The organism is Anaplasmataceae bacterium AB001_6, assembly GCA_020002265.1.
Taxonomy (GTDB): Bacteria; Pseudomonadota; Alphaproteobacteria; order Rickettsiales; family Anaplasmataceae; genus AB001-6.
Genome location: CP048228.1, coordinates 703415 through 716320 on the forward strand (window position 1 = coordinate 703415; position 12906 = coordinate 716320).

Annotated in this window: 9 protein-coding genes and 2 tRNA genes; 5 read left to right on the forward strand and 6 right to left on the reverse strand. The window is 29.7% G+C overall.

Annotation, left to right across the window (positions count from 1 at the left end):
- Position 1 precedes the first annotated feature (1 nt).
- From GUI12_03345 to GUI12_03365, 5 genes are all read right to left on the reverse strand, one after another.
- The gene (locus GUI12_03345) at positions 2 to 463 is read right to left on the reverse strand and encodes a type II toxin-antitoxin system RatA family toxin (GenBank protein ID UAT43171.1); all 462 of its coding nucleotides are present in this window, start codon (positions 461 to 463) and stop codon (positions 2 to 4) included.
- Complete coding sequence (gene mutS, locus GUI12_03350) at positions 456 to 2888, reverse strand: DNA mismatch repair protein MutS (GenBank protein ID UAT43172.1); 2433 nt, start codon at positions 2886 to 2888, stop codon at positions 456 to 458. The genes GUI12_03345 and mutS overlap by 8 nt, the downstream gene beginning before the upstream one ends.
- A 223-nt stretch (positions 2889 to 3111) precedes the next feature.
- A tRNA-Asp gene (locus tag GUI12_03355) sits at positions 3112 to 3188 on the reverse strand.
- Between the two features lie 107 nt (positions 3189 to 3295).
- Positions 3296 to 4186, reverse strand: a complete 891-nt coding sequence (locus tag GUI12_03360; protein UAT43173.1) for a GTPase Era — start codon at positions 4184 to 4186, stop codon at positions 3296 to 3298.
- A 26-nt stretch (positions 4187 to 4212) separates the two neighbouring features.
- Entirely contained in the window at positions 4213 to 4995 is a 783-nt protein-coding gene (locus GUI12_03365; protein UAT43174.1) for a hypothetical protein, read from the reverse strand.
- Positions 4996 to 5160: 165 nt separating this feature from the next.
- Between GUI12_03365 and GUI12_03370 the strand changes: the two genes are divergently transcribed.
- From GUI12_03370 to GUI12_03385, 4 genes are all read left to right on the forward strand, one after another.
- A tRNA-His gene (locus tag GUI12_03370) sits at positions 5161 to 5236 on the forward strand.
- A 79-nt stretch (positions 5237 to 5315) separates the two neighbouring features.
- Positions 5316 to 6065 (forward strand): flagellar hook-basal body complex protein, encoded by a 750-nt coding sequence (locus GUI12_03375; protein UAT43175.1) that lies wholly within the window; start codon positions 5316 to 5318, stop codon positions 6063 to 6065.
- Positions 6066 to 6206: 141 nt separating this feature from the next.
- Positions 6207 to 6989 (forward strand): hypothetical protein, encoded by a 783-nt coding sequence (locus GUI12_03380; GenBank protein ID UAT43176.1) that lies wholly within the window; start codon positions 6207 to 6209, stop codon positions 6987 to 6989.
- A gap of 180 nt (positions 6990 to 7169) precedes the next feature.
- Positions 7170 to 8147, forward strand: coding sequence for a hypothetical protein (locus GUI12_03385; GenBank protein UAT43177.1), 978 nt, complete (start codon positions 7170 to 7172; stop codon positions 8145 to 8147).
- 17 nt (positions 8148 to 8164) lie between these two features.
- On the opposite strand, the gene GUI12_03390 is transcribed toward GUI12_03385, so the two are convergent.
- Positions 8165 to 10567, reverse strand: coding sequence for a PBP1A family penicillin-binding protein (locus GUI12_03390; protein ID UAT43178.1), 2403 nt, complete (start codon positions 10565 to 10567; stop codon positions 8165 to 8167).
- Between the two features lie 304 nt (positions 10568 to 10871).
- On the opposite strand from GUI12_03390, the gene GUI12_03395 reads away from it, so the two are divergent.
- On the forward strand, positions 10872 to 12806 hold the full coding sequence (locus GUI12_03395) for a UvrD-helicase domain-containing protein (GenBank protein UAT43179.1): 1935 nt from the start codon (positions 10872 to 10874) through the stop codon (positions 12804 to 12806).
- The last annotated feature ends 100 nt before the right edge of the window (positions 12807 to 12906 follow it).

Below are 12906 nucleotides of genomic sequence, written 5' to 3' on the forward strand. Positions count from 1 at the left end.
TCTATTTTTTTTGTAAAGCGATCTGCTTTATTCTATTTTCAAATAAATCAATAATTTCCCTTTGAGCTTTATGATAAACTTGCTTTAATAAAATATGCAGCAACTTATTGCTAAATTCAAATTCTACCTTTATTGATATCTTTGTTTTTTCTTTATCAAGTGGCAATATTTCCCAAAGAGTATAAAGATATTTAAAAGCACCATCAAAAGATTTGATCTCAATAAAACACTTTTTATCATTTTCAGGCCTTTGGAATTTAATATGTGAAGTATAAGAAGACCTTATTTTTTTAAAAACAACGCTAACATGTGCATCTATTGTGTCACCTTTTTTATTTAGAATGCTAACGGATTTACACCATCTTAAAAATTCTGGATATTTATTAATATCTAATATGACATCAAACAGCAACTCTGAATCAAAAGGTAAGGTTTTACTATCTTGAAAACAAACTCTAGACATCTGATTTACAATGTTCATTAGAACGCAAAAAATGACATGCCCTAGATATAACACTTTCTGGTAATCCAGCAATTTTTGCAACAGCTATTCCATATGAATCACTAGATACGCCCTGTAATATTTTGTAATTAAAAACAATTTTTCCCTCTATATCATCAACTTCCATGAAATAATTTTTCATGGAAGGCAAAGTATCTTCTAAATCACTTAATTCATGGTAATGAGTTGCAAATATAGATCTACATTTATTATTATCGTGTAAATATTCAATTACTGCAGCTGCTATTGCAACACCATCTCGTAAAGAAGTTCCCCTACCTATTTCATCTAGAATAACAAACGATCTATCAGTAGCTCCATTGATTATGGAAGCTGTTTCTTCCATTTCAACCATAAAAGTAGATTTTCCACCTTGTAAATTATCAGATGATCCTACACGGCTAAAGATCTTATCCACTAATCCAATTTTGGCATAAGAAGCGGGAATAAAACAACCAATATGAGAAAAAATTATTATTATAGCATTTTGTCTCAAAAATGTACTTTTACCTGCCATGTTAGGACCTGTTAATAAGTACATTTTACATTCTTCATTTAATGTTAAATCATTTGGAATGAACTTTCCTCCCATATCTATAACTGGATGTCTTCCATTTTTTATTATCAAATCTCTACTTTCATCTATTACAGGTCTACAGTAATTAAAACCAGTCGATATTTCAGTAAAAGATAATATAACATCCAACATAGAAACAGCTTTAGCAATTTCTAATAATTCTTGAGAAAATTCTCTTATTTTTTGAAAAATAGAATTTAATATATCTTTTTCTATCGCATCATAAGACGTTTCTGCAGTAACTATCTTATTTTCCAGATCCATTAGTTCAATCGTAGTATATCTATTAGCTGATCTTAAACTTTGTTTATATATAAAAATATCATCATTAACGTTAATATTGCTTGGAACTTCTATATAATAACCAATTAAATTATTTGAAGATATCTTCAATTTAGGGCACGACAATGCAACTCGATATTTATCAACAAGATCACTAATTAATTTATCAGCATTTAATCTAATTTCACTTAATTCACGTAATTTTGCACTAAAAGATATTTTAATATATCCACTTTCATCTTTTTTAAATTCCCTATCAACTAAAGCGTCTTCAAGAATACAATACAGATCATAATCTGTATTAAGGTTAGTTGAAATATCATTGAATAATTGTAAATCTTTAATGTTTGATAATTTTTTAAAAATCTTATTCATTAATAGCAAAGATTTTTTTATTATTAAAAGATCTCTTGAGCAGCTATTTTTTAAGCATATTCTTGTAACTGCTCTTTCCAGATCTGGAAAGAGAGAGATCACTCTAATTAACTCAAAGAACAGTGTATCATTCTTGATTAAGAACTCTACTGCATCTAGCCTATTATTAATTTTTTTTATTGATTGTAAAGGAAAAGATAGTATGTTTTTAAACATTCTACTCCCACCACTGGTTAAAGTTTTATCTATTTTATGGCAGAGGCTATTTATTGTTTTATTATCATTTGTCTTAAACAATTCAAGACTTTTAATTACTGAAGAATCAATGAAAACATAATCAGATTTGGACTGTACAGAGGGTCTAGAAAGCATACCAGATTCTAACATTCCAGATTGAGTATAAGATATATAATCAACAAGAACACCACAAACTGCTATTAAATCACAATTATAAAAATTCAATGTTTTCACATCATTTACACAATAATACTCCATAAGTATTTTTTTATTTCTATCGTGTGCAAAAACATTATTGGCAAAAGAATTAACAACCGTTCCGCTGTTAGAAAATTTTTTCTGAAGAACTTCATCTTCTATCAAAAAAGTAGGAATCAAAACTTCTGAAGGATTGATATTTAGAAGATATGAGAAAAAATTTGAATCTGATAAAGAAGCGCATTTGAATTCTCTTGTAGTAAAATCAATCCATGCAGCAACCCAAATATCATCTCTTTTAGAAATGGACATTATATAGTTATTAAATCGTCCATCTAAAAAATTCTCATTTATTAATGTGCCTTTTGTAACAACACGTACTACTTTTCTGGATATAACGGCAGAATTTCCTCTCTTTTTTGCATCATCAGCTGATTCTATCTGCTCACATATAGCAACTTTAAATCCTGATTCCACCAACTTATTTATGCGATTTTCTGCACTATGAAAAGGGACACCACTCATAGGGATATCGCATCCTTCATACCTTCCCCTCGAAGTTAGAACAATATCTAATTCTCGCGCAGCTATTTTTGCATCTTCGAAAAAAAGTTCATAAAAATCACCCATCCGATAAAACAATAGGCAATCTGAATAATTGCGTTTTATATCCAAATACTGTTTTAAAGAAGGAGTTACTTTGAAACCAGAAACCATTTACAGAATAAAAACTAAAAGACAAATAATCTCATCCCAAAGACTCCACTGCATCGAATTTACAATCTTTCAAAAAATTGTGTTGCAAAACATGTTGACCGTCTAATTTATCAATCAAAAGACGATCTTCATAGTCATAAATATAGGATTTTCTTATATTATCCAAAACACACACCACAAGAAGACAAAAGAAAAAGCAATCAAAGTAAAACAACAGATCCAATGGCGGGAACGACGAGTCTCGATCTCGCGACCTCCGGCGTGACAGGCCAGCGCTCTAACCAGCTGAGCTACGCCCCCGAAAAAATTGTGCCCTTTTGTTTATCACCTTCACGTTACCCCAAAAGGGTAACACAGTTTCAACTTTTGTCAAAGCAATTGTATACAATATTTGCACAAGAAACAAATTAATTATAAATATTTGATAAAATATTATCGTCTTCAAACCAATTATAATGAACTTTAACATATATAATGACTTTAACATTTGTTTTTAGCATTTTACTGAGTTCGTATTCAATGCTTTTTCTGATGACCGCTATCTTACTACCACTCTTTCCTATAATTATTTTTTTGTGATTTTCCTTCAAAACGTATAAAGTCTGGTTAATTACTATACAACCATTTTGAGATTTCACTATTTTCTCATTTTCAACAACAATAGAATAAGGTATTTCCTGATTCAAAGCTTGAAAAAATTTCTCTCTAGATACTTCTTTAATGCGATAATCCAAAGAAGCATCAGTTATTTTATCTTCAGGATATTTCCATTCAGATACATAAGATATTTTCTCCAAATAATCTAATATAGAATCTATAAACATATTCTTATATGCAGAAATCATAAAAAATTCTTGGAAATCACGAAGTTCTTTTAGATCTTTTAACAAAAGCAGTAAATTTTTTTTTGGAATTAAATCAATCTTATTAATCACAACAAAGCACTTTACATCAAAATTTTTCAATTTGTCAACAATGTTAATAACATTAGACGTGATACCTTTGCTGGCATCAACCATAACCATCACAACATCAACATCTGAAACTCCACTCCATGCATTGGTTAATATAATTCTCTCAAGAGTTCTTTTTGCTACAAAAACTCCAGGGTTATCAACAAATACTATTTGAGTATTCTTATAATTTTTTATGATCTGCAAACTTGACCTTGTAGTTTGTACTTTGTTAGTTACAGCAGAAACTTTAATTTTCATAACTGCATTAACAAAAGTAGACTTACCAACATTAGATGGTCCTATAATACCAACTTTTATGAATTTTCTTTTATCACTATTCACAAACCAATCTCTATCGCAAAAAATAACTAATCCAAAGCCAAGGTACAATTATCAAACAATATTGTATCTTTATCTTTACACAAAAATCTATCTATAAAAACAAACGCATAATTTTTACGAAAAAACATCACTTTACCAACTTTTTGTTCTTTCATATAAAGATTTGTTATTGTATTATCAACACAATTATCTAGCACTTTCATTACCTTGATGTCATATTTACTGACACCATTTTTCATTTTTCTTATTCTAGATACTACTTCTTGACCTACGTAACATCCTTTATTTTCTTCCACATAGCGTTCAAATGAACAATCAAAAACATGGTATCCTTCTATCTCTTTCCTACCTTCAGGTAAAAGATTTTTCAATCTTAGATCTAAATAATCTTCATATGTTCGATTACATTTTATCATTCTAGATGAATAAATACGACAACCTAAATTATTCAATCTAGGATCATTAAACACTAAATCTTCATCATGAAAATCACACTCTTCATTATAGAATAAAAAATAGACTTTCAAATCTATTTTAATAATATCAACGTTATAGCTTAAGCAATATTTTTTGAGTAAATCAAAAAATTCAATTTCAAACTTTTTTTCATATTCTATCAAAAAGCAATCATCAACCAAAGATATGAAAATATCATATTGCATACGTCCTTTCACATCTAAAATCAAAGTATAAACTATGCAAGATTGATCCAAATTATCGATATTATTAGTTATTAAATTTTGTAAAAAACATCTTGTATCTTTTCCAGTTAATAATATCAATCCTCTTTTATTTGAAATATTTAGCACAATCAAACAGCAGTTGTAGCATTTATCACTTTTGATGATACCATGCTTGATAACTCTAAACAACTTTGAATTTAATATGCATGTTTAAAAAAAAATATTTTATAAAGCAAATGATATATTATAAATATTAGTGTATAATTAGTGCCATTTAAGTATTTAGTTATGGCGGACGTAGCTCAGTTGGTAGAGCGTCAGTTTGTGGCACTGGATGTCGCCAGTTCGATCCTGGTCGTTCGCCCCATTTAATTGATATCGTTTACTTTTTCTTTACGTCGATGTAATAGCATTTGGACGTTGTTATAATCAAACAAAAAAGATTTATGGTATCAAATGATTTGTACATAAATGTTTCAACGCAAATAAAAAATACTGATGCTGTTGATGTTGTATCGAATAATCTAGCGAATTCTTCCACCCCTGGTTTTAAAGGAGATAAATCAGCTTTTGTAGAATTGATATCAAAAAAGAATCCAGAGATATCGTATGGAGTACATGCCGGCATATATACAAATAACAGAACTGGGGGAATGCAACATACTGGTAATCCGTTAGATCTAGCATTAGAAAGTAACAATATGTTCTTTGCTTTTATAACTGATGCAGGAGCAATGTATAGTAGAAATGGTAGATTAAAACTGGATGCAGATGGCACATTGGTATCTGCAGCAACAGAGTTACCAATTATGAATGCTAATGCTGAATCGATTAAAATAGTGCTTGCTGATGGACCAATTACTATCTCCTCTGATGGAGAAATATTACAAAGTTTAAATAATGGAGCACAAGATGAAAATACAATAATAGATAAAATATCTATTTTTGAAACTCAAGATAAAATGAAAAAGACAGGAGATAACCTTCTGACACCCGAAGGAGATATAAATATCACTGACAAATCAAACATTTTGCGTATAGGATATGTAGAAGAATCAAATATATCACCAATATTGGAAAGCAAATATATGTTGGATTATTCTAGAGAACTGGAAATAGCAAATAATTTGGTAAAACAATCCAATAATATGAGCGAATTAGCGATAAAAAATATTATTTCTTATAATCAAAAATAAAAATCAAGAAAAGATATTATAAAAATAAACTTACCAAATATATTAAAATAAGTCATTATTATTTTGATTTATTAATTAATATTCCTTTTATAATAGAATATTATTAAGTAATAATTTTATTTTTTAGGGGAAAAAATAATTATGCATAACAAAGAAAAAAAGATTCATTCTCACAATCCAAATCCTTTTCTCATAACTCCTATTAGGAAGGAAATTGCTTCTTGGGTACTACCCTCAAAAATAGAGGAAAGATTAGATCATGGTATTATAATGAAGTATTGCGAATATACTGGTAAAAACCCTGATGATCTATCGATAGATATAAAGAACAGCGCAAGAAGGAATTCATCGGTTACTGTCAATTCGTCAGGTGGCGCAAAACCTAAAACTATTCTATCGACAAATACGAACGTAGAAGATATAAAGAACAGCGCAAGAAGGAATTCATCGGTTACTGTCAATTCGTCAGGTGGCGCAAAACCTAAAACTATTCTATCGACAAATACGAACGTAGAAGATATAAAGAACAGCGCAAGAAGGAATTCATCGGTTACTGTCAATTCGTCAGGTGGCGCAAAACCTAAAACTATTCTATCGACAATAGAAGAAGATACAGATAATGAAAAAATAGAGATTTTTTTTATAAGCAAGTCAAGGAGAACTTGTGATGGAAAAGAAAGAAATGTTTTCTTGGGTATGGGTATTGCTGAAGATAATCGTCTTACATTAGATTTTGAAAAATTTAAATTTGATCATAAACTTATAATACAAAAAACTGGAATTAGTAAAAATAGTAAAGAAAAATCAAGTTGTTTGAGTAGAAATGTTGATAGAATTACAAAATCTATTCGATCTACATTAACCGGTACTTCTTGTCTTGCATCCTGTTCAAATATTGAGCAAAATCAAGAACCTGGAGTTTAAACAACGAGATTATAATTATTTCAATAATGAAAATATTCTCAATTAATTTATAAGTTAATTGCTTATAATGTTAATATTTGATATTATTGTTTATTGATTTATTTACTTTTATTCAATTTTTATTTGAATATCATGGGATAAATTAATTTTATTTTATTTATTTTTAGGGGAAATAAATTTATGTATCCAACTAATAGAAGACCTAGCACTAGGACTGTTAATAGCGCTCGTCAGCCAATTCGTAACCCAATTCTTAATAATCTAGCAGCAGTGCATCAACCTCAACCTCAATATCAATATCAATTTCAATATCAACCTCAATATCAATATCAACTTCAATATCAACCTCAACCAAGAGATGTAGTTGTTACCCAGCCACAATCAATACATAGAAGGAGCTATGATAACGTAGATGGTACAAGATCACCTAACACTGAAGGAGAAAATGAAACATTAGGTTATTGTGCTCAAGGTTTGCTCTATGCACATGATACTACAAAAGCAGCTTTGCTCAACAGCAATACGAGTGATGCTTGTACTGATTTCATTCCAGCTATTACAAGATCCACCTGTTTTTCCATTCCAGCCGCTGCATTAGGTTCTGTGGCAATTTTAGGTGTACAACCTGGATTATTAGCTCCAGCAATGTTTTGTACTTTTGGAACTGCACACTACGCTTGCTTAGGAGCATCAAGATTAGCTTGCGCTCCAGTTGAAATGAAAACTCTTAATAATCCTAATAAAGCAACCACTAAATCTGTATTGTGGAATGCTGCTAAAGATATAGCAACAGGAGTTGCTGAATCTGTACCTGGTGTTGCTTGTTGTCTTGAAACAAAAGTTCTAAACAGCAGAAGAGCTGACCGAAATGATCAAATTGAAGAGCAGAATAAAGAGATTAGAGATTTCAATAGACAAATGGGCGCTATAGATCTTGAACAAGGTACAAAAGAGAAACTTGATGAAGATATTGGAAATCCTGCTCTTGCTCTTTGTGGAGTAATATGCATTGGTTGTGGAAAAGCTTATGAACATCATAACGACCCTAGAAGAGTAGCTGCTCGAGAAGAGGGAGCAACTCAAGCAGCAAGAGAACATAGAACAGCAATAGCTCTTCACGATACTTACGGATCCAGCGGAACCAGTTATGGAAGATAATTAATCTGGTCTAAAATCTAAAATTTTTCATCATTTATAATCTGAGTAATAATATCTACTTCGATTTCTTCACCAATTTCTGGGTCATTTTGCCCAGAAATTAGGTTTTTTTCTCGATTTTCGATGATGTCTACTTTGTAGGTATCATCCATATTTAGAATAATGTCTCTTACATCTTCATTGAAGGCATACCATAAAATTTGCTCTTTATTTTTTTGCTCACTTATATTCTGGTAATTAACGATATCTCCATTTGCGGTATTCATTTTTATAAAATCAATGTTAGGAGGCGTTTTAAAAGGCAAATCTATCATATCGCTCTTTATACTTTGAAAAAAATTATAAAAAACCGGGACAGCAACTCTTGCTCCTGTTGCATTTGAACCTAATGTACTAAAATCATTATGTCCTACATATACCCCAACCACTATTTTAGGAGTGAAACCTATTACCCATGCATCTTTATTATCATTACTGGTCCCAGTTTTAGAAGCAAGAGTTATACCTAAAGATTTTAATCTTTTTGAAGTACCAAACTTCACAGAACCTTCCAATATCTGAATTATTTGATAGACTAATTCTTCATTAAACAGTCTTTTATTTACTTCAGTGATATTAGGAAATGTATAATCTTCTTCTTTCTGGTATACAGCTGTGTCATTTGAATCATTCTCTCTAATGTACAATATACAATTATCACATTGTTGTGATTCCTTTGCTAAAGATATATTTCTACCTTTAGCATCCTGAATTTTCTCGATCATACTCAGATTAACTTCCTTTCCCCCGTTTGCGATCATAGTATAATATTTGACCATATCAAAAAGAGTGGTTTCTTCTGCCCCTAAAACGAATGAATAATTAGCATTAGCTTTAGAAAATACATCATTTTTATGTATATCGCGTAATATATTCCTAATTCCAACAAAATCTGTTAATTGTAAAGTAACCATATTTCTAGATAAAGCCAGCCCTGCAGGAATAGTAGTGTCACCAAAGAATCTATTTTCATAATTTTTAGGCATCCATAGCGGAATATCCAAGCCTTGATATGAAATAAAAGATTCATCATTTATAATAGTTGAGAATGAAACATTTTTTAAAAAGCTAGAGAGATATATAGCTGGTTTTAAAATGGACCCAGCCTGTCTATAAGCTTGAGTAACAAAATTATATTGCATATTTGTATAATCATAACCACCTACCAAAGCCAGAATTTTTCCGGTATTAATATCAACTACTATTATTCCCCCATTGATTTCAGGAACTTGTCTGATTACATGAGTATTTTTACCAATTTTTTGAGTAAGTATTACATCCCCTGTCTCAACTAAACGGTTCCATTTTGAATAATCTAAAATAGCAATTTGGCAACTTGATAAGCCTATTTCTATATCATCTCGTTTATTTAAAACTACTGCTTTTGTTAAATCTCCTATATTTTTTTTATTATCTATCTCATCGAGTTTTTTGCACCAATTATCTAAATCTTTAATTTTTCCAATAGGCCCTCTCCAATCACCTTTGGCATCAAATTCCATTAAGCCATCCTTCAAAGCTTTTTTTGCCAATTCTTGAAATTTCATATTCATTGTAGTATGCACATACATTCCACCTTTGTATAGCATATCTTTCCCATAATCATTTGCTATTTCTTTTCTCACTTCTTCAACAAAGAAATCATCATATATAAAATTCTTGCTATGAGATCTATCAATATTTATAGGTTGCTTCATAGCTGTTTTGTATTCAATATCTGTTATAAAATCATTTTCATACATTCTGGACAATACCCAATTTCTACGCTCTAAAGATTTCTCTTTTGTGATTATAGGGTTGACCAAACTAGGAGACTGAGGAAGAGAGGCAAGTAATGCTGACTCTGCAATTGTTAGATCATTTACTGATTTATTAAAATATTTCAAAGAAGCACTAGCTATACCATATGCTCTACTTCCAAAAAATATCTTATTAAGATAGAGTTCCATAATTTGATCTTTACTCAATACGGTATTTATCTTCAGAGATAATATGGCTTCTTTTATTTTTCTGTTTAAGGTTTTTTCACTTGTAAGAAAATAATTTTTAACAACTTGTTGAGTGATTGTTGAGCCTCCTACCATTTTATTACCCTTTTGACCAAATTGAGAAATATTTTTAGCAACAGAACGTAATATACCTTTTATATCTACCCCTATATTTGTATAGAATGTTCTATCTTCAGCAGATATAAAAGCATTAATTGTGTGTTGAGGAATAAATTTCATTGGAACATAAATTCTATTTTCTGCTGAAAATTCGGAAATCAGATGAAGATCAGATGAATAAAGTCTAGTAGTAAGTGGTAAATCGTCATTTGCAATAATTGCATCATAATCAACAACTTCACCAAGATAACTGACAATTATCAGAATCAACACAACTAATCCAGAAGAGATTAAAATAAATATTAAAAATATTAGGTGTTTAAAAAATGGGCTAATTAACTTAAACAAATTCACACACAATCTCCTGACTGCTCTATATAACGAAAAATGATGAGATCATAACAGTACTTATTATTGTATTTAATAATCAAATATAAAAAGTATATAAATATTTGTAACATCTCAAAAAAATAATATATACAAATATAATATTTAAACAGGGATATCTAGCATCTTATATAGTAGAATTATAACTTAATGTTGCTTTTTTTCACTTCATATATTTATTACTTATATAATGCATACAGATTTGATAGAAATACAAGGTCTAAATAAAAAACAGCTAGAAGCAGTAAAGAAAATTTCTGGGCCTCTTTTAATACTTGCCGGAGCCGGAACGGGAAAAACAAAGACCATTGTATCAAAGATACTTTTTTTAATACAAGAAAAAAAAATAAATCCTAATAACATATTATCAGTAACATTCACAAATAAGGCTGCCAATGAAATGAAAAATCGCATTACTTCATTTTTGGGCAGTGATATAAGAATGGAATGGGTAGGCACTTTTCACTCCATAGCTGTTAAAATCTTAAGATACGATGGTGATAAAATAGGATTATCAAAAGACTTTTCAATCATAGATGAAGCAGATAAACTAAAAATTCTGTCCAAAATATGCAAAGAAAATTGCTTTGATTGCGATAAACAAGAAATAAAAAAAATATCATCAATTATTCAAAATTGGAAAAATGATTGCATAACTCCCGAAAGTTATGCTTTAGAAAAAATTGCATCAAATAATATAGTTGCACTTGCAAAAACGTGCTATGTGAGTTATCAGGCAAAACTCAAAAAAATGAACAACTTAGATTTTGGCGATCTATTAATGCTGTTTGTACTGTTACTAGAAACTAATGAAGAAGTAAAAGAAAAATATTGTTCAATGTTTAAATATATAATGGTTGATGAGTATCAAGATACAAATAATATTCAATATAACATGTTGAAAATTTTATCCTCAAAACACAAAAATATATGCTGTGTAGGAGATGATGATCAATCAATATACGGATGGCGCGGAGCAAAAATACAGAATATCCTAAATTTTGATAAATATTTTTCAAAAGCAGAGATAATAAAACTTGAACAAAATTATCGATCTACTTCTAGTATACTGAATTTATCGTATGCCATAATAAGTAAAAATCATAATAGACATCAAAAAAAATTGTGGACAACCAACGAAACTAATAACAAGATCAAAATGTTCATTTTTGAGAACGGGAAAGACGAAGCATATCATATAATAAGATCGATAAAAATGCTGAATTATGAAACAAATGCTCAATATAGTACCGCTATATTAGTACGCTCTGGTTTTCAAACACGTAATCTTGAAGAAAGTTGTACACGTCATGGTGTAAAATATAAAATATTAGGTGGTTTAAAATTTTATGATCGCAAAGAAATTAAGGACATAATAGCATACTTAAAATTAACTTTGAATCATAATGATGATTTATCATTTGAGCGAGTAGTTAATACGCCAAAAAGAAGTGTTGGTTCATCTACAATTGAAAAAATCAACATGCATGCTATGCATTCTCAGGAATCTTTATTCAATATAGCAAAGAAAAAATTATTGGATGGCACAATTAAAAATTTAAAATTAGAAAAATTCTTAAATGATATAGAAAAATGGAAGTTTCTCGTTGATAAAAAAGCAAAAAATAGTGAAATATTAGAAACTATATTTCATGAATCAGGTTACTGGGATATGATAACTGAAGAATTGGAAAATGAAATAAAAGTTGAGAATTTAAAAGAAATGAAAGCTGTAGTTGATGATTTTAGTAGTATAAACGAATTTTTAGAGCATATAGGTCTGATATCAGATATTGAAACATCAGAAGATGATAATTCCATCATCAGTATAATAACAATGCATTCTGCAAAAGGCTTAGAATTTGATAATATTTATATCCCATGTTGGGAAGAAAATATATTTCCAAATCCACGTAGTATAAACCATTTTGAAACTCTAGAGGAAGAACGACGTATAGCATACGTTGCAGTAACAAGAGCAAAAAGACAATTAATAATATCTAGAGCGAAAAGCAGAACAACTTTTAATCAACGGCAATACAATGATGAATCTCGTTTCACAAAACATATAGATAATGAAACAATAGAGAGAACATCTGATATAACAAAATTATATCAAAGCTAATACTCACCTTAATCAGTACGAAAAAGTGCCTCAATACAAAACATATGTAGAGTACAAAGGCACATATTTCCTTTTAGATCAAATTTGTTTTTCCTATCTT

Bases quoted from the DNA above. Each gene is read 5' to 3' on its own strand.
- GUI12_03345 (UAT43171.1), bottom strand. From the start codon at position 463: ATGTCTAGAGTTTGTTTTCAAGATAGTAAAACCTTACCTTTTGATTCA.
- mutS (UAT43172.1), bottom strand. From the start codon at position 2,888: ATGGTTTCTGGTTTCAAAGTAACTCCTTCTTTAAAACAGTATTTGGAT.
- GUI12_03375 (UAT43175.1), top strand. From the start codon at position 5,316: ATGGTATCAAATGATTTGTACATAAATGTTTCAACGCAAATAAAAAAT.
- GUI12_03380 (UAT43176.1), top strand. From the start codon at position 6,207: ATGCATAACAAAGAAAAAAAGATTCATTCTCACAATCCAAATCCTTTT.
- GUI12_03385 (UAT43177.1), top strand. From the start codon at position 7,170: ATGTATCCAACTAATAGAAGACCTAGCACTAGGACTGTTAATAGCGCT.
- GUI12_03395 (UAT43179.1), top strand. From the start codon at position 10,872: ATGCATACAGATTTGATAGAAATACAAGGTCTAAATAAAAAACAGCTA.